Annotated in this window: 28 protein-coding genes; 1 reads left to right on the top strand and 27 read right to left on the bottom strand. The window is 43.9% G+C overall.

Annotated features, from left to right (window positions below; translation table 11 throughout):
• Positions 1-86 precede the first annotated feature (86 nt).
• The 17 genes from fin to metG all read right to left on the bottom strand — a co-directional run bounded on the left by fin (position 87) and on the right by metG (position 14,930).
• Entirely contained in the window at positions 87-317 is a 231-nt protein-coding gene (gene fin, locus QYF49_RS25330) for an anti-sigma-F factor Fin (RefSeq protein WP_290402331.1), read from the bottom strand.
• Between the two features lie 71 nt (positions 318-388).
• Complete coding sequence (gene pth, locus QYF49_RS25325) at positions 389-949, bottom strand: aminoacyl-tRNA hydrolase (protein WP_290402330.1); 561 nt, start codon at positions 947-949, stop codon at positions 389-391.
• A 207-nt stretch (positions 950-1,156) separates the two neighbouring features.
• Entirely contained in the window at positions 1,157-1,825 is a 669-nt protein-coding gene (locus QYF49_RS25320; protein ID WP_290402329.1) for a 50S ribosomal protein L25/general stress protein Ctc, read from the bottom strand.
• A 100-nt stretch (positions 1,826-1,925) separates the two neighbouring features.
• A complete protein-coding gene (locus QYF49_RS25315; RefSeq protein WP_290402328.1) occupies positions 1,926-2,879 on the bottom strand; it encodes a ribose-phosphate diphosphokinase in 954 nt (317 codons plus the stop codon).
• A gap of 52 nt (positions 2,880-2,931) precedes the next feature.
• Positions 2,932-4,302 (bottom strand): bifunctional UDP-N-acetylglucosamine diphosphorylase/glucosamine-1-phosphate N-acetyltransferase GlmU, encoded by a 1,371-nt coding sequence (gene glmU, locus QYF49_RS25310; RefSeq protein WP_290402327.1) that lies wholly within the window; start codon positions 4,300-4,302, stop codon positions 2,932-2,934.
• A gap of 215 nt (positions 4,303-4,517) precedes the next feature.
• Entirely contained in the window at positions 4,518-4,808 is a 291-nt protein-coding gene (gene spoVG, locus QYF49_RS25305) for a septation regulator SpoVG (protein WP_053356264.1), read from the bottom strand.
• A 162-nt stretch (positions 4,809-4,970) separates the two neighbouring features.
• The gene (locus QYF49_RS25300) at positions 4,971-5,348 is read right to left on the bottom strand and encodes a RidA family protein (RefSeq protein ID WP_290402326.1); all 378 of its coding nucleotides are present in this window, start codon (positions 5,346-5,348) and stop codon (positions 4,971-4,973) included.
• A complete protein-coding gene (purR, locus tag QYF49_RS25295; protein ID WP_290402325.1) occupies positions 5,349-6,179 on the bottom strand; it encodes a pur operon repressor in 831 nt (276 codons plus the stop codon). It lies immediately after the preceding gene.
• A gap of 89 nt (positions 6,180-6,268) precedes the next feature.
• Positions 6,269-7,153 carry a 4-(cytidine 5'-diphospho)-2-C-methyl-D-erythritol kinase gene (gene ispE, locus QYF49_RS25290; protein ID WP_290402324.1) on the bottom strand — a complete coding sequence of 295 codons (885 nt, stop codon included), beginning with the start codon at positions 7,151-7,153 and terminating at the stop codon, positions 6,269-6,271.
• Positions 7,154-7,289: 136 nt separating this feature from the next.
• On the bottom strand, positions 7,290-7,466 hold the full coding sequence (locus tag QYF49_RS25285; RefSeq protein ID WP_290402323.1) for a small, acid-soluble spore protein, alpha/beta type: 177 nt from the start codon (positions 7,464-7,466) through the stop codon (positions 7,290-7,292).
• A gap of 130 nt (positions 7,467-7,596) precedes the next feature.
• The gene (veg, locus tag QYF49_RS25280; protein WP_290402322.1) at positions 7,597-7,857 is read right to left on the bottom strand and encodes a biofilm formation stimulator Veg; all 261 of its coding nucleotides are present in this window, start codon (positions 7,855-7,857) and stop codon (positions 7,597-7,599) included.
• Positions 7,858-8,071: 214 nt separating this feature from the next.
• Positions 8,072-8,947: a sporulation peptidase YabG gene (gene yabG, locus QYF49_RS25275; RefSeq protein WP_290402321.1), complete on the bottom strand. Its 876-nt coding sequence runs from the start codon at positions 8,945-8,947 to the stop codon at positions 8,072-8,074.
• A gap of 86 nt (positions 8,948-9,033) precedes the next feature.
• Positions 9,034-9,909, bottom strand: coding sequence for a 16S rRNA (adenine(1518)-N(6)/adenine(1519)-N(6))-dimethyltransferase RsmA (rsmA, locus tag QYF49_RS25270; RefSeq protein WP_290402320.1), 876 nt, complete (start codon positions 9,907-9,909; stop codon positions 9,034-9,036).
• Positions 9,906-10,463 carry a ribonuclease M5 gene (rnmV, locus tag QYF49_RS25265; protein ID WP_290402319.1) on the bottom strand — a complete coding sequence of 186 codons (558 nt, stop codon included), beginning with the start codon at positions 10,461-10,463 and terminating at the stop codon, positions 9,906-9,908. The genes rsmA and rnmV overlap by 4 nt, the downstream gene beginning before the upstream one ends.
• Before the next feature lie 147 nt (positions 10,464-10,610).
• Positions 10,611-11,807 (bottom strand): G5 and 3D domain-containing protein, encoded by a 1,197-nt coding sequence (locus tag QYF49_RS25260; RefSeq protein WP_290402318.1) that lies wholly within the window; start codon positions 11,805-11,807, stop codon positions 10,611-10,613.
• 218 nt (positions 11,808-12,025) lie between these two features.
• Positions 12,026-12,793 (bottom strand): TatD family hydrolase, encoded by a 768-nt coding sequence (locus tag QYF49_RS25255; RefSeq protein WP_290402317.1) that lies wholly within the window; start codon positions 12,791-12,793, stop codon positions 12,026-12,028.
• A gap of 175 nt (positions 12,794-12,968) precedes the next feature.
• The gene (gene metG, locus QYF49_RS25250; protein WP_290402316.1) at positions 12,969-14,930 is read right to left on the bottom strand and encodes a methionine--tRNA ligase; all 1,962 of its coding nucleotides are present in this window, start codon (positions 14,928-14,930) and stop codon (positions 12,969-12,971) included.
• 592 nt (positions 14,931-15,522) lie between these two features.
• Between metG and abrB the strand changes: the two genes are divergently transcribed.
• On the top strand, positions 15,523-15,807 hold the full coding sequence (gene abrB, locus QYF49_RS25245; protein WP_290402315.1) for a transition state genes transcriptional regulator AbrB: 285 nt from the start codon (positions 15,523-15,525) through the stop codon (positions 15,805-15,807).
• 52 nt (positions 15,808-15,859) lie between these two features.
• On the opposite strand, the gene rsmI is transcribed toward abrB, so the two are convergent.
• The 10 genes from rsmI to QYF49_RS25195 form a co-directional block, all read right to left on the bottom strand.
• Entirely contained in the window at positions 15,860-16,744 is an 885-nt protein-coding gene (gene rsmI / locus QYF49_RS25240) for a 16S rRNA (cytidine(1402)-2'-O)-methyltransferase (protein WP_290402360.1), read from the bottom strand.
• Positions 16,745-16,773: 29 nt separating this feature from the next.
• A complete protein-coding gene (locus QYF49_RS25235) occupies positions 16,774-17,517 on the bottom strand; it encodes a tRNA1(Val) (adenine(37)-N6)-methyltransferase (RefSeq protein WP_290402314.1) in 744 nt (247 codons plus the stop codon).
• A 72-nt stretch (positions 17,518-17,589) separates the two neighbouring features.
• Positions 17,590-17,943 carry a DNA replication initiation control protein YabA gene (yabA, locus tag QYF49_RS25230; RefSeq protein WP_248251024.1) on the bottom strand — a complete coding sequence of 118 codons (354 nt, stop codon included), beginning with the start codon at positions 17,941-17,943 and terminating at the stop codon, positions 17,590-17,592.
• Positions 17,944-17,958: 15 nt separating this feature from the next.
• Complete coding sequence (locus QYF49_RS25225; RefSeq protein ID WP_290402313.1) at positions 17,959-18,786, bottom strand: PSP1 domain-containing protein; 828 nt, start codon at positions 18,784-18,786, stop codon at positions 17,959-17,961.
• A gap of 6 nt (positions 18,787-18,792) precedes the next feature.
• Entirely contained in the window at positions 18,793-19,779 is a 987-nt protein-coding gene (gene holB, locus QYF49_RS25220) for a DNA polymerase III subunit delta' (protein ID WP_290402312.1), read from the bottom strand.
• A 9-nt stretch (positions 19,780-19,788) separates the two neighbouring features.
• Entirely contained in the window at positions 19,789-20,223 is a 435-nt protein-coding gene (locus QYF49_RS25215; RefSeq protein ID WP_290402311.1) for a YaaR family protein, read from the bottom strand.
• A gap of 18 nt (positions 20,224-20,241) precedes the next feature.
• Positions 20,242-20,571, bottom strand: coding sequence for a cyclic-di-AMP receptor (locus QYF49_RS25210; protein ID WP_290402310.1), 330 nt, complete (start codon positions 20,569-20,571; stop codon positions 20,242-20,244).
• A 22-nt stretch (positions 20,572-20,593) separates the two neighbouring features.
• Positions 20,594-21,235, bottom strand: a complete 642-nt coding sequence (gene tmk, locus QYF49_RS25205; RefSeq protein WP_290402309.1) for a dTMP kinase — start codon at positions 21,233-21,235, stop codon at positions 20,594-20,596.
• A 2-nt stretch (positions 21,236-21,237) separates the two neighbouring features.
• Positions 21,238-22,677 carry an aminotransferase class I/II-fold pyridoxal phosphate-dependent enzyme gene (locus tag QYF49_RS25200; protein WP_290402359.1) on the bottom strand — a complete coding sequence of 480 codons (1,440 nt, stop codon included), beginning with the start codon at positions 22,675-22,677 and terminating at the stop codon, positions 21,238-21,240.
• Between the two features lie 111 nt (positions 22,678-22,788).
• Positions 22,789-22,974: a sigma factor G inhibitor Gin gene (locus QYF49_RS25195; RefSeq protein ID WP_290402358.1), complete on the bottom strand. Its 186-nt coding sequence runs from the start codon at positions 22,972-22,974 to the stop codon at positions 22,789-22,791.
• Positions 22,975-23,383: the final 409 nt, after the last annotated feature.

Raw genomic sequence — 23,383 nt, 5'->3', positions numbered from 1 at the left:
CTATGATGGAAATATTCTATGCTTCCACACAGCAGAATCTGTTCAAAAACAGAAAAAGGCCTTGGCCAGCTGCCAAAGCGACTTTCTTATTGAATAAAAGAATCGAGCGCATAGTAATCCGGGTTTCGTTCAAGCGCTTCATGACAATCCTCGCAAATGGTTTTGACTTGTACATGCCCTTGCTTGTCATAATTGATCATCGCTTGCCTTTCTTCAGATGTAAGCTCATGAAAACCAAGCTGTTCCGAAGTCAGTTCCTTCTGATCCAGACTCCCCACGTGCTTTCCACAATGGCGGCAATGATAATGAATAGCCAATACTCTAGCCCCCTATCCGGTTCACATTATGTTATGTTACAACCATTATGAACGGAACCGGGGATTTCTATTCAGCCGTTGTACTTATTCATAACGCGTGAAAAAGGCATGGAAAGGAAAGCTTCGCACGCGTCCGCTGACCGTTTTAGGGCTGACTCTATAAGAGGGGCATCCTCTTTAGAGAACGGACTGAGAACAAAATCCGGTACTGGCTGAGCATTGGCCGGCCGTCCAATGCCAAAGCGGACCCTGTTATATTCCTGAGTGCCAATATGGGCAATAATAGACTTCATTCCATTATGTCCGCCGGCACTTCCTTTTTCCCTCAGCCTCAGTTTTCCTGCTGGCGTATCCAGGTCATCATAGATCACGACCATATCCTCCACAGAAAGTTTGAAGTAATCCTTAAATGGGCGGACACTTTCTCCTGATAAATTCATATACGTTAACGGCTTTAATAGATATACCTTTTCTCCATTGATCACACCACTTCCATAGATTCCTTTAAATTTCGACTGATTCAATGGAATATCAAGACGTTTCGATAATTCATCGATTACCCAAAAGCCCACGTTGTGGCGTGTATTTTCATATTCTCTGCCCGGATTTCCGAGACCTACAAACCATTTCACATGAAATCCTCACTTTCTAAATAAAAAAAGGCATTGTCCAGCAGCTTATAATGCTAACCCTTATTATACACTAAACGGTGCTGCTCATTAATTAAGAATGCCTGCACAGAAAGCTCAATGGTCCTTTTTACGCGGCCTGAGCCAGACAACGATCAAAACAAACGGCGCAGCCTGCTAGCTGCGCCGTTCTTTATCGGTATCTTTTGCTTATTTATCCTGGCCGGTACCCTTGTCCTCTTCATCCACAGCTTTTCCTTCTGCATCTCCGCCCGGATCAGCTTCTGCCTCTTCTCGATCTTCATCATCTTCGACTTCCGTATCAGCAACAGTCGGAGGTGTAACGGTTAGAACAACTTCCTCCTGATCATCTACAATTTCATAAGAAGAAGAGGTTTGAAGATCTTTTACAAGGAGGGAATCCCCGATATTCAGATTTTCGGCATTCACTTCTATGTGATCCGGAAAATCATTCGGTTTAGCTTTTACTGTCACCGTATGAAGAATCCGTTGAAGAACTCCGCCTTCTTTAACTCCAGGAGATTCGCCTGTAACCGTAAGAGGTACATCGGCTTCCATGGCTTTTTGAAGGTCAACCACGATGAAATCAATATGTCTGACCTCATTTTTCAAGTGGTCTCTTTGTATTTCCTGAACCATCACCGACAATTTTTGCTTATCATCAGTAACAAGGGAAATAACTCCGTTCATTCCATGATCTTTAATAACTTTTATAAACTCTGTTTCGGTAACAGCTACAGACTGGGGTTCTGTGCCGCTGCCGTATACTACTGCGGGCACGTCGCCTTTTTGTCTAAGTTGAGTGATATAAGAACGCTTTGTGGTATTTCGTTTATTGGCTTTGAGTTCTGTTGCCATATTATTTCACCCTTCCTAAATATGAGTCCCTATAAGAATTACCCTATTTTACGAAGTTTAAAACTAAGCAAGCAAAAAGCATGCCTCCAAAAGCTGTCTTTTAATCAAATAGTTTCGAAACAGAGAGCTGTTCGTGAACGCGAATAATCGCTTCTCCAAGCAATGGAGCCACAGATAGCTGAGTAACTTTGTCCGTGCGTTTTTCGTTTGGAAGAACAATCGTGTTTGTTACGACAAGCTCTTTAATCCTGGAATTCTGGATGCGCTCCATTGCAGGACCTGATAATACAGGGTGTGTACAGCAAGCATAGACTTCCTTCGCCCCGTTTTCAACAAGGGCGTTTGCCGCAAGTGTAATGGTACCTGCTGTATCGATGATATCATCAATCAGAATCGCTGTCTTGCCTTCAATGTTACCGACAATATTCATCACTTCGACAACATTCGGACGCGGGCGTCGTTTGTCAATAATCGCGATTGGAGCTTTCAGGCGGTCCGCCATTTTTCTGGCACGCGTTACTCCGCCGTGATCAGGTGATACCACAACAATATCATCGAGTTTTTTATCTTCAAAGTAATTGGCAAGAATAGGAACACCAAGAAGCTGATCCACTGGAATATCAAAGAATCCCTGAATTTGGGTGGCGTGAAGGTCTATGGTGATAACCCTTGTCGCCCCTGCAGTTTCTAAAAGGTTTGCTACTAGTTTTGCTGTAATCGGTTCACGTGCACGCGCTTTTCGGTCCTGGCGGGCATATCCGTAATAAGGAATAACCACATTGATCGTTTTGGCTGAAGCACGTTTAAGCGCATCAATCATAATTAGCAGTTCCATTAAGTGCTGATTAACTGGGTCGCTTGTAGACTGAATAATATAAACTTCGCTTCCGCGTATGCTTTCTTCGATGTTGATTTGAATTTCACCATCACTGAAGCGGGTAACAGAGCTCTTTCCAAGATCAATTCCGATATGCTTCGCAATTTCCTGTGCGAGTTCAATATTTGAATTTAACGTAAAAACCTTTAACGTAGAATCAACATAACTAGTAGCCATTAACACCTATTCCTTCCGTTTTATAAACTTCATGCCATTTTCACAGCTTTTATTATTTATTCTTTAATTTTGAAACGTAATCTTCTTTCGTCGTCTGTCTGCTTCTGGCGATGGAAAAGGCTTCACCAGGAACATCATCTGTAATGGTTGATCCTGCAGCCACATAAGCATTTTGACCAACTGTAACCGGCGCGATCAAATTAGAGTTGCAGCCGATAAAGGCGCCATCTTCCACTTTCGTTAGATACTTGTTCTTTCCGTCATAATTGACGGTGATCGATCCGCAGCCGAGGTTCACTTCTCTGCCAATCTCTGCATCACCGATATAACTAAGATGAGACGCTTTGCTACCTTGCGCCATCACAGACTTTTTCACTTCAACAAAGTTGCCAATCTTTACTTGGTCTTCAATAGAAGAAGCTGGGCGGATATGGGCGAATGGCCCGATGTTTGCTTCATTCCCGATCTCGCTGTCATGAACCACGGACTGTTTGATCGTATTTCCATTTCCGATCTTGCTGTCTTTAATTTCGCTGTTCGGACCAATGATATTATTTTCTCCAATGACAGATGATCCACTAATCATTGTCCCAGGATAAAGGATGGTGTCTCTTCCGATGACTGCATCAGACGAGATGTACGTTTGTTCAGGGTCAACGATGGTGACACCGTTTCTCATGTGCCCTTCATTGATTCGTTTTTTCATCGTTTTCTCTGCTTGAGAGAGAGCTACGCGGTCGTTGACACCAAGCGTTTCATCAAAAGATGGAGTCTGATAAGCCGCTACGACCTCACCTTTTTTCTTTACGATCTCAACCACGTCCGGTAAGTAGTATTCTCCCTGAGAGTTATCATTATTGACAGAAGAAAGAGCCTCAAATAAAGACTGGTTATCGAAGCAATAGGTTCCCGTATTAATTTCCTGTACTTTCTTTTCTTCGTCACTTGCATCTTTGTGCTCAACAATTCTTTCAACTGTGCCGTTTTCATTGCGAAGTACACGTCCATATCCTGCAGGGTCTTCTGCCTTTGCGGTGAGGATGGTAACTTTCGCATTCGTAGCTTGATGCTCATCGATCAGCTTCTGCATCGTTTCTGCAGTAATCAGAGGAGTGTCGCCGCATACGACAAGCGTAATGCCTTCTTCCTTTGACAAGGCGTCATCTGCCTGCATGACTGCATGAGCTGTACCTAGTTGTTCTTCTTGAAGTACATATCCTGAACGGTCTCCGAGCTGGTCCTTTACCTTTTCGGCTCCATGACCCACTACCGTTACAATCTTTTGCATGTCCAATTGAGAGATCTGATCGACCACGTGTTGTACCATCGGTTTGCCGCAGACAGGATGCAATACTTTATATAGACTGGATTTCATTCTCGTTCCTTGACCTGCAGCTAACACTACTGCGAAGCGTTTACTCATAAATGACCTCCACTATGATTTTTACTATTACATTGCTGATATTCCCTTACGAATATATCTTATAATCACAGTCATTTCAAGGAGTGTGAAGGATTTGTCAATCTATTGTTAAAAAGCTCCAATCCTATGGCAGAGACCGGACCGCGCGCGTCCGTTAGATTAAAGCCACAAAAAAAGAACTCCTCTTTGATGAAGGAGTTCTTTTGTTCACGTTATTAGGATGCCCCTGCTTCTTCAAAAGCAGATTCCATCTCACCCATTCTGTGATACTCCGTCAACACCGCGTTTTGAATCTTTTCGCGTGTGCTGGACGTAATTGGGTGAGCGATATCTCTGAATTCACCATCCGGCGTTCTTTTGCTAGGCATAGCAACGAACATTCCGTTATTCCCATCGATTACTCGAATGTCATGGATTACAAACTCATGATCAATCGTAATCGAAGCAATCGCTTTCATACGTCCTTCCGTATTCACCCTTCTAAGTCTTACATCAGTCACTTCCATTCCAAACACCACCTTTTTCCATAAATAAGAACGTATAACAACATTTCTTCATTCTCTTTCAAAATCCTTCTATATAAAATAAAAATTTTTAAAAAATTGCGTAAAATAAAAAATAGCCCCTTTAAAATTAAAAAGGGGCTATTTCCCTATATTTCTTACCTTTTATGGCCTGACTAAAGCAATGACTTCAATTTCAATTTGCGCATCTTTCGGCAGACGGGCAACCTCCACACAAGAACGGGCAGGTTTGTGTTCTGAGAAATATTCGCCGTATACTTCATTAATGGTTCCGAAATCATTCATATCCTTGATAAAAACGGTTGTTTTCACCACTTGTTCGAGTGAAGAGTTTGCTTCTTTCAATACAGCCTGAAGGTTTTTAAAGACCTGATGGGTTTGTGCGGCGATATCGCCTTCCACCATCGTTCCTTCTGCGGTCAATGGAATCTGGCCGGAACTGTAAAAAAGATTATTCACAACCATACCCTGTACGTATGGTCCGATTGCTGCAGGTGCTTTTGCCGTCTGTACCTTGTTCATTTATCTCTTCTCCTTTTGAATGAAGTAGTTTCCTTCCTCAACCTCTATCTTTTGTTCCTTTTCGTTCACACTGGCAAGCCGGGTTAATGACACGTAATCATCAACGAGCCTCTCTGCTCCATCCTGTGCTTCTACGAGCACACCGATCCCTGCCACTTCCGCCTGGAATTCCTTGATCAGGCTGATCATTCCGCGGATCGTGCCGCCGGCCTTCATGAAGTCATCAATAATGAGCACGTTGGCACCCTTCTGGATGCTTCTTCTCGCCAGCGCCATCGTTTGAATGCGTTTTGTCGAACCGGATACATAGTTGATGCTGACAGTGGACCCCTCCGTCACTCTGCTGTTGCTGCGTACGATTACGACAGGAACATTCAGCTGCGAGGCCACTGCATATGCCAAAGGAATACCTTTTGTTGCAACCGTCATTACCGCATCTATCTTTTGATGTGAAAACACAGAGGAGAATAGCCGTCCGACCTGATTGACAAGATTAGGATTGCCGATAATGTCCGTTAAGTAAAGATACCCGCCGGGAAGAAGCCGTTCTGGATCTTCCAGCATCCCGGTCAGTTCCTCTATGATCTCTTTTGCCTCACCTTCAGAAACAGATGGGATAAACTTTACGCCGCCGGCTGCACCGGCCACCGTATGGATAGAACCAATTCCCTGATACTCAAAATTTTCTTTAATGATGGCCAAGTCTTCGCTGATGGATGATTTGGCAGACTGGTACCGCTCTACAAAGTATGATAATGGAATCAACTGATGGGGATGCTGCAGCAAGTACGTTGTTAAGTCAACCATTCTTCCGCTTCGTTTTAACTTCATCCTGATCCTCCAAAAACCGAATATTTGAAGTTAATATACCATTTTCATACGTTTTTTATCAACAACAAATGAAATTTCCCGTAAGAACATTAACCTTTAAAGTCTTCTTGGCCTTCGCCAAGCAAACGTACAGCGTAAACTTCATGGCAAAACCCTCTTAGCCCATTGTACACACGATTAACGCGTGACTCGTGCTGGAATAAGCCAAAAACCGTGGGGCCGCTGCCACTCATGAGCACCCCGTCTGCGCCGAGTCGATGCATTTGATCCTTGATCTGTTTAACTTCCGGATGAAGTGGAAGAGTCACCGTTTCAAGGACATTGCCCAGCTCTCCGCAGACTCCTTCATAATCGTTTGATTCGATCGCACGAATCATGGCCTCAATGTCCGGATGATCAATGGAATCAGTATCGAGCCTGCGATACACTTCAGCGGTCGATACACCGATCGGCGGCTTGGCAAGGAGAACCCAGCATGGCGGAGGAGCCTTAATATGCTGAATATGTTCCCCTCTTCCTGAAGCGACGGCCGTACCGCCATACACACAAAATGACACGTCAGAACCAATCTTCGCCCCTAGGACAGCGAGTTCATCCAAGGAAAGCCCTAACTCCCAGAGCTCATTCAGCCCTTTTAACGCAGCGGCCGCATCACTGCTTCCCCCTGCGAGGCCAGCGGCAACTGGAATATGCTTTGAAATATGGATCCCTACTCCTTTTTTGACCCCAAATGTCTTTTTGAGCAGCAGGGCCGCTTGAAAAGCCAGGTTCCGCTGATCGAGTGGTACGAATCCTCCAGTCGACTCAATCGTGATCCGATCTTCCTCAAGCAGTGTCAGTTCCACTCGGTCGGAGAGGTCTACCGTCGTCATGATCATTTTTACTTCATGGTACCCATCCTCCCGTTTACCGAGAACATCCAATGACAAATTAATTTTTGCCGGAGCCTTGATGGATATCTTATTATCATTCATAAAGATTCCCCTATATTATTAAGATAACTTGATACTATCATAAAACGGAAGGAGCCACTATATTGAATAGCGCGATCTGCTGAAACCGTTTATTCCATACAAAAAACCGGAGCATGGCTCCGGCGTCTCGCATATTTTATTGCTGTCGGGACAGGTTCTGCTGCGCGATTTCAATGGCGCGCTTTACCATATTGCCTGCATCCTTTGACCTGATTCCGCCCCAGCCTTCCTGTTGGACGGTATCATAAAATCCAAGGTCCTTTGCAAGCTCCATCTTGAATTGTTCAGACATCATTCCACGTCTTCTGCTCATGATGCAATACCCCTCTCAAAAATAAGCGATAAGGGTAGTATTTTACTATGTTTCAATAGTTATGTATCAGTGATTGGCTATCCGTGCCTTCCTTTATGGAAAATAGACAAAAAAAAAGCAGTAAGGATTCTTACTGCCCGCTAACCACCTGGGATTCTTCTAAGAAAGTTAGTTCAACGGTTTCTGTTAATACGTCAGCGTAGCTGTAAGAAACACGTTCAAAAGCGTTGGTGTCCTGATCCAGTTTAATAATAAATACGGCAGGGTATGTTTCTTCTAAAGTGCCAAGTCGTTCGATCGTTTTGCGACGACCTCCGTTGGCTCTTAGAGAAAGTCTCTTACCCACGTTAGACTCTAAAATTCGTCTAATGTCCACAATTGTTTTACTCATATCGGCTCCACCTCACTTAGACAAATTGTAACACAAATCGCTACTTTTTGTCAAATTAAAACTAAAATTATAGCAATTATGAAGTTCTAATGTCAATGAAAAATTATCCTTTTTTTCACTTTTATTATGTTGCAAATTGTAAAAAGTATGTATAGCTGCCAAGAATCTTTTTTTCGGAAGCAAAAAACCTCCAGCAAAATACGCTGGAGATCCCTTATTGAATATAGGTTTGTGATTTAATCGGCATGCCAGTCCGCAAGAATCCTTTTGATTCGACCCCGCCAAGCCCATCCCGTCCTGTAAGGGTATTCCTCAGCACATCCATGACGTTTACGTGCTCCATAAAGGAGGTGAGACTGATTTTGGAAACGATATAGACAGGATCCAGGGCATGGATATTAATTCTTGCCGGCGAACTCGCAAAATTGCTGCCCGCTTTTATTAATGATTCAAAATGGGATTGGCAGGCTCCCGCAAAAATCATTAAATGATCCAGCTGAGGGTATTTTCTCCGTATTTCTCTAACCGTTCTTACAAAAAATTTAGTATGCCGGTACGCCTGCATATCATCTATCGATCCTTTGCTCTTCATGTATGCATCGTGACCAGTGATAACCAGAATATCGGGACGAACCTCATCGACGAGTGCTGGCACTTTATCCGGCATCTCTGTTTCCTTAAGATGGATGCCGTATACAGGAACACCTAGCCGCTTGTAGAGCTCCAGGCATTTGCTCAGATATAGGGGATCGCCATCTACATGAAGAACCCGGCCCGGCAGCTCAAAATAAGATTGATCATACTCATAGCCGTTTGTTGACAGGTATTCCCTCTTTTGCCTGAGCAGGTAGTAATCCTGTCTGAACAATTTATAAGAGGACTCTTCTTTTTCCTGCCCGGCCTGCCGTCTCTCATGCTGCTGCTGCGGCGACATGGCTACAAGATCAGCGACTGGGGCATCAGCAATCAGCCTCATCTCTTCTCCTGCCAGATCAGCCACCGTTTTATCTTCATTAAACCCTACGATACGAAACAATAGGTCACATTGATATGACGTTCTGCCAACCACTGATCCGATTTCAAGTTTCATCGAACTCCCCCTGTTTGGAGAAAAGTACAAATCCCAGTTACATCATCCTTTTTAAAGATATGATACCGGGACTTGAAACATGATTCTCATTTTAGGATGGGCGCTAAAGCATCCGCCAGTTTTGCGAATTCTTCAATGGTCAGTGTCTCGCCTCTGCGTTTTGGATCAATCTGTATCTTCTCAAATACCTTTTCAAGCGGCTCTCGCTTCTCCTTTAATGGAAGGTTGTTCAGCAGGTTGTTCCAAAGTGTTTTTCTCCTTTGGGCAAATGACGACCGAATCACTTCAAAGAAAAAGTCTTCATCCTTTACCTGAACAGGGGGCTCTTTTCTAAGCGTCAGCCTGATCACAGCGGAATCCACGTTTGGTGCCGGAACAAACACCGTTTTAGGCACTTTAAGAACCGTCTCTGCTTTTGCGTAGTATTGAACGGCGATCGAGAGGGAGTTATAATCCTTTGTTCCCGGTTTAGCTGCAAGCCTGTCCGCTACTTCTTTCTGAATCATACAAACGATTCCGCGAATCGGAAGTTTCTCTGTTAAAAGCTTCATGATGATCGGTGTGGTTACATAGTAAGGAAGGTTTGCCACTACCATAATATCTTCGATCCCCTGAAACTCTTGCGCGATCACTTGAGAAACGTCGGCTTCAAGAATATCAGAATGAATGACTTTTACGTGTGGATAGGGCCCCAGTGTTTCGCTTAAGATGGGGAGCAGACGCTGATCGATCTCGAAAGCAACGACCTTTTTTGCCTGGCGTGCGATATGCTCTGTTAATGCACCGATTCCCGGTCCGATTTCAATGGCGCCAGACTCCTCTGTTAAATCAGCTTGAGCTACGATATTATTCAATATATTACGGTCAATCAAAAAGTTTTGACCGAGGCTTTTCTTAAATGTAAAGCCATGTTTTTTTAATATGGCTTTTGTACTTTGCGGATTTGAGATATCCTTCATCATTCCCGCTCCTCCTGTAAAATTTCCTTCATGGCGTCAGCAAATTGCTGTTCAGTGATCTGAAACATCATTAATCGCTTATGCAGCTGCTTTCCGTTCATATAGCCGATCTTCAAGCTTTTTCCAAGCTTTTCTCTTCGAGCCTTTGCCTTGTCCCCACCAACGAGGCCGGCAGATACGAGATCGTTCCATGAAATTTTTTCTGTTTCTTCTATATATTCTTCTTTCACATGACGCAGTGCTTCTCTTATCGATTCCTTGGAGGCATGTTCCACTCCAACTCCTCGTTTATTTCTTGCGATCGCTTCCTTTTTGGGAAGGAACGCATGTTTGCAGCCGGGTATCCGGTTTGAAATGATCTTCCTGATCCGCTCCCCCGGATAATCGGGGTCCGTAAACACGATAACTCCCCTTTTTTCCTGAGCAAGCCTGATTCGTTCTATCGTCTCCTCACTGATCTCTGAACCGTTTGTTTCAATGGTGTCCGCATTGACCGCATTCTGGATCACGATGGTATCACTTTTTCCTTCTACCACGATTACTTCTTTAATTTTCATGATTTCCTCCCAGGTCATGCAAAAACTACTTCCTAGTATACCCTTACTTTCCTGTAAGGAAAATAAAAAGCAGAGGATAGGCATCCGTACCCGCTTCTGCGGGCATGATGCAGTTCCCCTGCTTCTCTACAATACCTGGAGTATAGCTTATTTAATAATTTTAATTCTTACCGTTTTTCTTCCCCATTTGGTAGCCTGAGATTGAGAGGAGAAGAAAACATCGATCCGGTTTCCATTGATGGCGCCACCTGTATCAGAAGCGATCGCATAGCCATATCCTTCGACATACACTTTGCTTCCAAGCGGAATGACGCTTGGGTCAACGGCAATGACTTTTGCGTTAGGATTAGCATGAAGGTTCAAGCCTGTCCTGGTCTTGCCTGAACATCCGGCGCAGTTCGCTGTATAAGCGGTACTTGTAACATAAAGTTCCTTGCCTCCCGAAGGAGCACTCTTGCTGCGTGAAACCGTAACAGGTTTCGGCTTTGTGCCGACAGCGATTACTTTATCTGAGCTTTCTTCCAATGTTTTTTCGCTCTTCAGCTTTCGGGAAACCTCTTTCCCATTTTCAAGTACGACCTCATACTTTTTCGATACCCGGCCTTTAGAGCCCGGTTCTACCACTTTTTCTTTTCCTTTTGCCAGTTTTCCGTCTTTGCGGGTGACGGTAGCAAATGGCGTATCTTCTTCCACTACATCGGTGACCTTTTCTACTCTGATGACATTAACCTTCATGTTGTCTTTGATGTCCGTCTCTTCAGCGGGCTCTACCCGATCAAGATCTCCTAGTTTCACTTGGTTTTGCTTTAAAAGGTCAGCGACCGTAGTCGAAGTGGTCCAAACTTGCTTTTCTTTTTTTCCATCCACAAGCTTCACCGGAACAGCTTGCTGAAGGTTGATATGCTGCTGAGTTTTGAGCGGCGTATCTAAACCAGGCTTAATTTTATCATGCTGGTTGACCCTTATATTTCGTTCGCCTAAAAATTCTTTAACTGTGCTGGCTGTTGACCAAACCGATTGTTTTTCTCCATCCTGCGTGAAATTGATCTTATGTGCAGATGTATATTCAATCTTCATGCCGTTCTTGAGCGGCTCATTTAGTCCTGGTTCCACCTCATCATGGCGGTTAACCGATATTCCGAAATCAGAAAGTGCATCCCTAACATTTTCTGCATGTGAACTAAACGATTTCTCTTTCCCATCAACCATGATCATAACATCCGTTTTCGAAGTTTCATAGCTAACGAAACCTGTTGTTACAGCCAGAACGATGATTGCCGCAGCAGCCAATACGAGCTTTTTCGTAATGAAATCGTAAAAAAGCTTATTCTTGCTCCTGTTCATGTCATCCATTCCCCCTTTACAAGGATTGAAGTATAATCGTTGAATAATTTGTTGTCAAATCCCCCCTCTTATGCAAAATAATTACACAAGCCCAATTATGTAAGGGAAAAGGGTAAAAGTGGAAGAAAAAACGTTCGACAGTTTCCTCTTCCATATTGTAGATTTTGCTGGATTTACAACGTTTTTTGCTTGTTTTTCTCTCTTTTCGACATTATCGGTCAGCGATTGATGCCGAATAACTGTCTAGCATTGTCGGACGTTTTTTTAACTAAATTTTCCAAAGGCATCTCTCTTAATTCAGCGATAGCCTCTGCCACGTATTTTACATACGATGGTTCATTTCGCTTGCCCCTCAGCGGATGGGGGCTTAAGTAAGGACAATCCGTTTCAATGAGAAGCCGGTCGAGTGGGATCTCCCTCGCCACTTCTTTTGGTTTCTTGGCATTCTTGAATGTAACAGGTCCTCCAAAAGAAATGTAAAAGTTCATTTCCATACACTGTTTCGCAACCTCCAGGCTGCCGCTGTAACAGTGCATGATTCCGCCGACTTCCTCGGCTCCTTCACTTTTCAGGATATCAACGACATCCTGTGTGGCATCGCGATTATGAATAATAATCGGGAGCTTCACTTTCTTAGCCAGTTGAATCTGCTGGCGAAAGACCTTTTTCTGAACATCCTTCGGTGATTTATCCCAATGGTAATCCAGGCCCATCTCGCCTAAAGCCACCACTTTAGGGTGAGATGCGAGTTCCTCAATCCATTGTAAATCCTCCGTTGTCATGTCCACCGCATCTACCGGGTGCCATCCTACAGCTGCATAGATAAAATCATATGTATCAGCCAACTTTATAGCGCCTTTAATGGTCGGCCGGTCAAACCCAACAACAACAATATGTGAAATTCCTTCATCCAAAGCTCTTTGTATTACTTCTTCCAGATCCTCTTCAAACTGAATTGCATTTAAATGTGCGTGTGTATCAAACATGAAGAAAGCCCTCCTATTAACACTTTCACAGTTTATCATACCTTTGTCCTATAACACCAAGTCGTCTGGATAACAATTGCATTACAGTTTTATTACATACTGGAAATTACACACATCTTTTTACACCGATAAATGAAAAAAGGAAGCCCTATTAGGCTCCCCTTACATGCTTGCTTTATTTGACTTTTGCACCGTTTGGCAAACTTTGATCCACGGTTGCCAAAGTCAGCTGATCTCCGGCAGAGCCAGCTAATATCATGCCTTCTGATAGTTCACCCCGGAGCTTTACCGGTTTAAGGTTGGTCACACAAATCACTTTTTGCCCCACCAGGTCTTCCGGGCGGTAATACTTTGCAATACCTGAAACCACCTGTCGTTTTTCAAACCCAAGATCCAGCTGCAGTTTCAATAGCTTGTCTGCCTTTTTCACCGGTTCAGCCTCGACCACTTGAGCCACCCGAAGATCCACTTTCATAAAATCATCGATGGAGATCTCATCTGTTTCTTCCTTTTCCACGATGACTTCTGGTGTCTTCTCTTCTTGCGCTGCCGCGGGTGCACCGCCCATTGACTGCTGAATATAGCTCACTTCCTCCTCTGTTTCCAGACGAGGGAAGATCGGATTCCCTTTTTGTACCTTCGTTCCCGCAGGCAGTTTGCCAAATTCATAGACGGTATTCCAATCTGTAAGCTCTCCTTGTTGAATCCCGAGCTGTTCCCATATTTTCGCAGGCGCATTAGTCAGGAATGGCTGTATCAATACAGAAACAATACGGATCGACTCCGCCAAATGGTACATTACGGCGCCCAAGGCGTTTTTTTCTTCTTCATTTTTCGCCAAGATCCATGGCTGTGTTTCATCGATATATTTATTCGTGCGGCTGATCAATTGCCAGATGCTGCTTAAGGCTACAGAAAATTCCATGTTCTCTAGGGAATCCTCCGCTTTTTTAACTGTGGTATGAACAAAATCAACAAGGGATTGATCAAAGTCTGTTACGTTCCCTTCATAGGCAGGAATGGCTCCGTCAAAGTACTTATTGATCATCGCCACTGTTCGGTTCACAAGGTTGCCGAGGTCATTGGCAAGGTCATGGTTCACACGGTCTACAAAGCTTTCAGGCGTAAAGACACCGTCAGAACCAAAAGGAACTTCACGGAGAAGATAATAGCGCAGCGCATCCAGACCGTAACGGTCAATCAAAGTCACCGGATCGACTACGTTTCCTTTGGATTTAGACATTTTTCCGTCCTTCATGAGCAGCCAGCCGTGGGCAAAGACCTTTTTAGGAAGCGGCAGATCCAGTGCCATCAGCATGATTGGCCAGTAAATCGTATGGAACCTGACGATTTCTTTCCCTACAAGGTGAACATTTGCCGGCCAGAATTTTTTATATTTTTCATCGTTTCCAGATCCATAACCGAGCGCTGTAATGTAGTTGGAGAGCGCGTCAATCCAAACATAGATCACATGCTTCGGATTGCCCGGCACTTTCACACCCCAGTCGAAAGATGTACGCGAAACCGCTAGATCTTCTAATCCTGGCTTGATAAAGTTGTTGATCATTTCATTTTTGCGGGATTCAGGCTGAATGAACTCCGGATTCTCTTCATAGAACTGAAGGAGCCTGTCTGCATATTTGCTCATTTTAAAGAAGTAGCTCTCTTCTTTCACACGCTTTACTTCTCTTCCGCAGTCCGGGCATTTACCGTCGACCAGCTGAGTTTCAGTGAAGAAGGATTCACACGGCGTACAGTACCAGCCTTCATACTCTCCAAGATAAATATCCCCTTGATCCAAGAGCTGCTTAAAGATTTTTTCCACACTCTCTTTATGGCGGTCTTCCGTCGTACGGATGAAATCATCATAGGAAATATCGAGCTTTTGCCAAAGGTCCTTGATCCCTGTTACGATCTCATCTACATAATGCTGCGGTGTTACTCCGGTTTCCTCCGCTTTCTGCTGAATCTTTTGTCCATGCTCATCCGTTCCAGTCAGATACATCACTTCATAACCTTTTAAGCGCTTATATCTTGCTAACGCATCGCCTGCTACAGTGGTGTAGGCATGGCCGATATGAAGTTTTCCGCTTGGATAATATATAGGTGTTGTTAGATAAAATGTTTTTTCTCCCATAATGGATTCCTCCGTTTAAAAATTTAATAAACTATGAAAAAAGCCCCTGCTAAAGGAGGGACATTTTATTTACAGGAAAAAGTGACCGAACATTGCGCCTATCAAATTTGTCAGTTCTATGAAAAGTGTAAAAAAATGTTTGTTCTGGGACATAAAATACAAAACAGGTGCGAAATCACTTTATGTAAATACTTTCATTATGCTCTTTTCTTCACTCAAAATATACCTAATCCCGTAAAGTCATGTCAAGGTAAACAGGATGTACGGTGAAGAATAGGCTAAGAGAGTATTTTTTAAAAGTCAGTTTTGTCGAATAATGACGAATTTATCAAGAATAATTCCCAGTAATTTTTTTGAAAAACAAGAATAAATTTCTAAACCTGATTTTACCTGTTTGTTAAGATAATATGATATGGTTGAACTTATAGTAAAACGGGTAAATAGATATAGAAATTTTTGTTTGCAAAATAGTTGACCCAATCTGGAAATATTGTTATGATGAATCCGTAAGATTTTGTCGAATTCTGACGATTATATATATAAATAATAGTTAGGCATTAAAATATCTACTATTCGGGAGGAGATTACTAAAATGAAATCTACAGGTATTGTTCGTAAAGTTGATGAACTAGGACGTGTGGTAATTCCAATCGAATTACGACGCACACTTGGAATTGCTGAAAAAGACGCACTTGAAATCTATGTTGACGATGACCGCATCATCCTAAAAAAATACAAGCCTAATATGACTTGTGCAGTAACTGGGGAAGTTTCTGATGACAACTATTCACTTGCTGGCGGAAAAATCATTCTTAGCCCAGAAGGTGCAAAAGAAATCATGAACGAACTTCAACGACAACTTCAAACAGCAAAATAAGGTTTGAACATAAAACGGCCTCCTGAACACAGGAGGCCCTTTTTTTGTGCATTTAGTTTTCATTTTCAATATGATAGGCTTGGTATACCTCACGCTTTGGCAGATTTCGGTCCACCGCCGCTCTTTTTACTGCTTCTTTGCTCTTCAGTTCTTCTTCATCGATATAATGCTGTACATGCTCGGCAAGAGTCAGAGTATCCCACCACTGAGATTCGGCTGTTTCTTCCCTCTTCTCGGACGATCCTTCAACCACCAGACAAAACTCTCCTCTGATCTCCGTTTCCTTGGACCACTCCATCATTTTCCTTAACGGACCTCTGATGAACTCTTCATATTTCTTCGTCAGTTCTCTCGCCATCGAAACATTCCGGTCACCAAGGATCTCATGCATCAAGGATAAGGTCTCCTTTAAACGGTGAGGAGATTCATAAAAAATCATTGTAAATGAATAATATTTGAGCCGCTCAAGCTGTTCTTTCTTTTCTTTCTTTCCCCGAGGCAAGAATCCGTAAAAGTAAAAGTCCTTCGTATTAAGGCCTGAAGCAATCAGTGACGATAATGCCGCGTTCGCTCCCGGAAGCGGAACAACAGGAATCTTTTCCTGCAGTGCGCTTACCACCAGTTCATACCCTGGGTCCGAAATGGCCGGTGTCCCGGCATCCGATACGAGTGCCACTGTTTTGCCTTCTTTCAGCAGATCGATGAGTTTCATGCCGCTCACCTCTTTATTATGTTCGTGGTAGCTGAAAAGTGGAGTCTGAATCTCAAAGTAATTGCAAAGCTTTTTCGTCTGTCTCGTATCCTCTGCCCCAATATAGTCGGCTTCCTTTAAAATCCGTATCGCACGAAAAGTCATGTCCTCCAAGTTCCCGATCGGAGTCGGAACTAAGTAGAGTACACCTGTTTCGTGGCTCTGATAGCTATTCTGCTGCCACATCATATACAGCGCCTCCTTCCCTGATTTGATTATTTCCCATAGAAAACCTTCTTCAGTTCTTCTGTATATTTCCCATCTATGCCGTATACGGTCAGTGGAGGCAGAATATGAAGATCAGGCTTGCCATCCTTCATCCCCTCAACAAGCAGCATGTTTGCCTCTCCGCCTGGTTTTGGATAAACAAACTGCAGCCGTTTTGGCTCTAGCCTGTATTTTCTCATCAGGCTTAAAATGTCCATGAGCCGCTGGGGACGGTGAACAAAAGCTGCTTTGCCGCCCTGTTTGACCAGCCTGCTGCTCACAGAGATCACATCTTCAAGCGTACAATGAATCTCATGCCTGGCTACTGCCAGATGCGGGTTCTCATTATAATCTTTTTCATTGACCGAGGAAAAATACGGCGGATTGCAAACGACCGTATCAAACGTACCTGTCCCAAGCTTTCCAGGAAGATTGATGATGTTGTCAGTCAATATGGAAACCTGGTCCTGCAAGCCGTTGATTTCCACGCTCCTGCCAGCCATATCACTGAGCCGTTCCTGAATTTCCACCCCAGTAATCGATGCCTTCGAACGCTGTGTCATCAGCAGTGCCACAGCACCGTTTCCTGTACACAGATCAATGATTTTTCCTTTTTGTATAGGTACATAGACAAACCTGCTCAGCAGTACCGCATCAAGAGAAAATGAAAAGACGGACGGGCTCTGAATGATCTTTAACGATTCATCCACGAGATAATCCAGCCGCTCGTCTCCTTTTAACAGGTATTCCATTACATCACTCTTTCTCAATAGGTTGTTGAATCAGATGACATAGAAAAGAGTCTTCCCCTTTGGAAAGACTCTTTATTTTTTATTAAGAAATGACAGACAGAACAGGCAGTCGCCCTCTGTACGAACACTTCCATAATGAAGATTGCAAATATGAAATCCTTCTTGATACAGCCTCGCCAGGTTGTCATAGCCTTCCCCGATATCTGCCGATTCTTGTGACAGTGGCCGCTTTTTAACAGAGGATTTGGATCCTTTTTTTTCCTGTGGCTTCAGAGCACTTCGCAAATTATAATTTTCCATTTGCAGGTTGTGATTCTGTTCCAATAAGGCGACAAGGTCTGCTTTTAAGTCTCCAATTTGCTCCGTTAAAGCTGCCAATTGCTGCTCCATATGGGTCACCCGGGAAAAAATCTGATCTTTCTCCACGTGCTTTCCACCTCGTTATTCTGTAGCTTGCGTAAATAATTCCTTTTCTTTCATGAGCTCATCAATTGTATATTCCGTTACTTTCTCAAGTTCCGGCAGTTCGACCTGTACAAGTTTCTCGAGCATATTCAATCCAACAACGCGACCTCTTCCGTGGGGAGTGGCAATCTGTTCACCCACATCCGGAAGCTCTCTTTTGACTTCTTCATAATAATCATTTTCGTATTTTAAACAGCACATCAAACGGCCGCATAACCCAGAAATCTTTGCAGGGTTAAGTGAAAGGTTCTGGTCTTTAGCCATTTTAATGGATACGGGTTCAAAGTCACCAAGAAAAGTAGAACAGCACAGCATTCTTCCGCATGGTCCGATGCCGCCGAGCATTTTGGCCTCATCACGGACTCCGATTTGCCGCAGCTCGATCCGCGTCCGAAAAATGGAAGCAAGATCTTTAACCAGTTCCCGAAAATCGATGCGCCCATCTGCCGTGAAATAAAAAATGACTTTATTTCGGTCGAAGGTATATTCGACATCCACCAATTTCATGTCAAGCTTATGTTCAGTTATCTTTTCCGTGCACAGTTCAAAAGCATTTTGGGCAGCTTTTTTGTTTTCATCGACCGCGAGCATATCTTTCTCGTTTGCGTTCCTTACTACCTTTTTTAAAGGAAGTACAACATCATTCTCCCCAACTTGCTTCTTGTCTATGACGACTTTACCGTACTCAATTCCGCGCGCTGTTTCAACAATTACGAATGTATCCTTTATGATATCAAGGTCGCCAGGATCGAAATAGTATATTTTTCCCGCTTTTTTAAAACGGACTCCGACTACTTCATACACAGGCTTTTATCCCTCCCGTAATCGTAACACCAACTGCTCCATTAGGAGCTGGGGGTTTACGTTTGCACCTAAGCGTTGCTTGGCTGTTAAGATAGCCAGCATTTTCTCACTGATTCTTTTCTGTGAGGTATGTAGAGCTTGCTGCTCTAACGTTTGCCGCTGATCGACAAATACCAGGTGCTCCGGCTCTGAAAGCTGTATAAATAAAAGATCTTTGTACCAGATCAATAAAAGGCTTAATGCATTGTCGAGCTGATCTTTTTCCTTAAAAAACGACAACCAGTTATCCTGTAATGAAACAAATACCTGGCTGGGACGAGTCCTCAACTCTTCAGTTAATTGTATCACTTTGTCTCGTGCTTGTGCAAACCACTCTTGCCTACAAATTTCGAGCGCTTCTGACTTATCGCTCGTTAATGCGGCAGCCATAGCTGCCATCGGCAAAGAAATCCCTTCTTCCTGCAAAGATTTAACCAGCTGTTCTGGGGGAAGAGGAGAAAAGGACAGAACCTGTGACCTGGACAGAATGGTGTCAAGCAGACGATGCACCTGTTCCGTTAATAAAAAGGCGATCGTGGAGGACGTCGGTTCTTCCAAAAATTTAAGCAGACTATTGGCCGCCTGTACCGTCATACGATCAGCATGTTCCACGATGTAGACTTTCTTATCCGATTCCATTCCATGATAAGCAAATTCTTTTTGCAAACCACGAATCTGATCAATTTTGATGGATTGCCCTTCAGGCTGTACAATATGAACGTCCGGGTGGTTTCCTGAGTCAATCCTCTTGCAATCCTTACATTCACCGCAAGGTTCAACACTCGTTGTTTCCCTGCACAAAAAAGTTTTTGCGAGCTGAAGGGCCATATCCATTTTTCCTGTTCCATGGCCCCCCTCAAACACATAAGCATGAGCGAGACGATCTTTCTTAACACTATTCGTTAACGTTTTTACCACCCTTGGCTGCCTTTCACTTAATTGTTCCCAGCTCATTTTTCCCACCTACGTATATAAATTAATCAAGAGCCCCTTCATTTCACCGATCTTATCAAGCAGGCCGATTGATTTTTCTTCCTTCATCAGGTCAGCCATTTCCAGAAGCTTGGCATCCACTTCCTGAACGAGCCTTGTCGTCTGCTGCCTTCCCTGGCTGTTCCAGCCGCGGCTATGTTTTAGATTCATGCCAAAATCAACAGCTTCTTTTACAAAACGCTGCACAAGCTGTTTATATTGGCTAAAATCTCTCATGGTCTGATACTGAGCAAGCCGCTGCCCCTGCTTCTCCACGTCCTTCAATAGGGCGCCGAGCTGATCGGATTGCAGCTTTTCCTGATGGCTCGCAACAGCTTTTCCAAACACATCTCCGCTTTTGCCGCTGAGCCTTTCTTCTTTTTGTTTCAGATCGATCATTGGGCGGGGATCCTGGCCAATTTTCATTCTTACTCCTCCGTCATATTAAAACTGCTGAAAGCTTTCCACAGGAAGAACAAATACAGTGGCTCCTCCAACTTCTACTTCAACAGGATAGGGAACGTATGCATCCGCATTGCCGCCCATCGGTGATACCGGGGCAACCAGCTGATTGCGGCTCTTGCAGTTCTCTTTGATAATTTCCAGGACACGGTCCACTTGCTGGTCTTCCACACCAATCATGAATGTCGTATTACCTGCTTTAAGGAATCCACCGGTCGTCGCCAGTTTGGTCGCACGGAACTCATGCTTAACAAGCGCATCCGCCAAACGGCTGCTGTCCTTATCCTGAACCACTGCTATGATCATTTTCATACGTTTTCCCTCCTGTGATTTATTAGTTATATCGGTTCGCTAGAAGAAGATGAATATCCTTTTTGATCACATCAAAAACTTGATCTATCGTCTGGTTTCCATCCACAAGAAGAAAACGCTCCTTGTTTTCTGAATAAATTTTCCTAAATCCTGTCCTTACTCTTTCGTGGTATTCCAGCTGTTTCTGCTCAATGCGGTCGAGACCTTCTCCACTATAGCGGCTGACCATGCGCTCCCTGCCAGCCTCAGGAGAAATATCGATCAGATAGCTTCGATCCGGTTGTAATCCTCCTGTAGCAAAGCGATTGATCGCCTTAACTTCCTCAACGGGGATGCCGAGGCCATAAGCTTGGTAAGCAATGGACGCATCGACAAAACGGTCACACAGGACAAGTTTGCCCTCCTGCAAAGCCGGAACGATTTTTTCTTTAACATGCTGAGCCCGGGAAGCGGCGTACAGCAGCACTTCCGTTTCATCTGTCATTTCGGGATGGGACGGATCAAGAATCAACGATCGGATCTTGTCACTGATCGCTGTTCCTCCCGGTTCGCGGGTTAATATATATGGAATATGGCTTTTTTCTAAATAACCTGCCAGTTTTTTTATCTGTGTTGATTTTCCTGAGCCATCAGGGCCCTCGATCGTAATAAATAGTCCGTTCACATCTACTCTTCCTTCTGTTCAGCATATACGATTATTTTTTTGCCTTGTCCACCCTGAAACCGGGTACCCTGCGCTAAAAGATATTGATATTCTTTCACCATTTCCTCCGTAATCCGTTCTCCTCTGGCGATCAGCGGGATGCCGGGCGGATAGGGAACAATGGACTGAGCAGCTATAAGGCCTGAAGATTGGGAGATCCATACCTCTGAACTTTCCATCATCAGCAGTTCTTTATAGCCAGCTGCAAGAGCACTGATGCCTGTTCCTGTACTCTGTAATGGAAGCCGGGAATGTTTCTTGTGAAACATGTCGTCTGACAAAGCCCCTCGAATAGTTTCAATCAATTCATCAAGACCCGGTATCCTGCCGAGAGGAAGCACAAACAGGACATTCAAAGGATCAGCGAGTTCCGTAAAAATCCCCTTATCCTCCAGCTTCTCCTGCAGCTCATACCCAGTACGGCCTGTGGTGCTCTGTACAGTAACTTTCAAAGGATCCAGCCCATAGTCCCGGGGTGAATTCAACACCGTCAGCTGAGGAATACTGTTCAGAGCGTCCCTAAAGTGTTCCGCATCCTTTTTAATCGCCTTAAAATCCTCTGGAGTAAGACTGCCCACGTAGGCTCTTGCCAAGTCCAGCGAGGCCATAATCGGATACGATGGCGAACTCGATTGAAGGGCCTGTAAATAATGTTTTACCCTATTTTCATCCATGCGAAAACTGTTGCAATGCAAATAAGCACCCATCGTCATAGCAGGAAGTGTTTTATGGGCAGAGTGGACAACCATATCAGCCCCAGACTTGATCGCACTCTCAGGAAACCATTCGCTCCTGCCAAAATGGGCTCCATGAGCTTCATCAACGAGCACGATCAATCCGTGTTCATGCAAATAATGAATCATTTCCTTTAGATCTGCAGCCCATCCATAATAGTTTGGGTTCGTCAGCATGATTCCTTTGGCCTCAGGGTACTTCGTTACCGCTTCTTTCACCCTTTCAAGTGTAAGCCCAGTGGCAAACTGTCCGACCGGATCGACGCCGGGCGAAAGAAATACCGGCTCAAGCCCTGCCAGCTCCAGTCCGTTCAAAACTGACTTATGGCAGTTCCGCTGAACAAAAACAAGATCATTCTCTTGAAAAGCAGATAAAAGCATGACCAGATTTCCTGCTGTACTTCCTCCCACCAAAAAATAACTGGAGTGGGCACCATACAGAGATGCCGTCAATTCCTGCGCCTCTTTAATCGCTTCAGAGGGTTCATGGAGATCATCCAGTCCCGTCAGCTCCGTTACGTCCATAGGAAGAATGGAGGCAAATGCGTTGTTTTCGCTGTCTTTAAAGCCGATGGTTCCATTTTTGTGCCCTGGAACATGAAAGGACCATTTTGTTTTATGGCTATGCCGTATAAGGGCATCATATAAGGGAGTTCTTTGTTCTCTAATCATGTATAATCCTTTTTTCTTACATCAAGTACTGTTTATCCTTCTATTTTAGCATAACTCTATGCTGTCTGCTTTTCACTCCAATCAGAAAAACAGGCCCTGTCGGCCTGTTTATACGGAAGAATTCGCTAATTTTAATTTTCTTAATTGATTTAAATAGTGTTTGTAATATTCGTCATTCGTTTCAGCAGAAACTATTTTTTTCTCACAGTCCATACAGATGTATTGATGTAAAATGTGAATCCCGGTCTCCTTATACTCCTCACATATTAAACACAATTCCCCTGTTGGTTGCATCGATGATTTCATTTTCATCCACCTCCATTACTCCATTCTTCCCAGAGTTCTCCCGCTCTATACTCTCGTACCTTAGTAATCTTCGTTTCTTGTTTAGGCTCTAGTTCAATGTATGTGCTCCTGAATTTGTTCGTGTCTGTCTTGAAAATTTAAAGCATTTCCCAGCCTAAACAAGGAAAGAAATGGTTCTAAGCACAGCGTACATGCGGCTAAAAATGATGGTTCGCGGCTGTGTCAGCGAAGTTATGAAGAAGTAGGCAAGAAGTGGAATGAGGGAGATTGTATTTGAAGATTTTTATGCGCCTTACTTTATCTTTTGGCGTTTACATGCGGGTTTGCTGCTTTTACATGCGGATTTCGCCCGATTACATGCCACTTTGAAGCGTTTACATGCGGGAATGGACACTTT

The sequence above is a fragment of the Fictibacillus terranigra genome (assembly GCF_030412265.1).
Classification (GTDB): domain Bacteria; phylum Bacillota; class Bacilli; order Bacillales; family Fictibacillaceae; genus Fictibacillus_C; species Fictibacillus_C terrinigri.
Note: the sequence above shows the minus strand (reverse complement) of the source record. Positions and strands in the feature narration are given on the sequence as shown.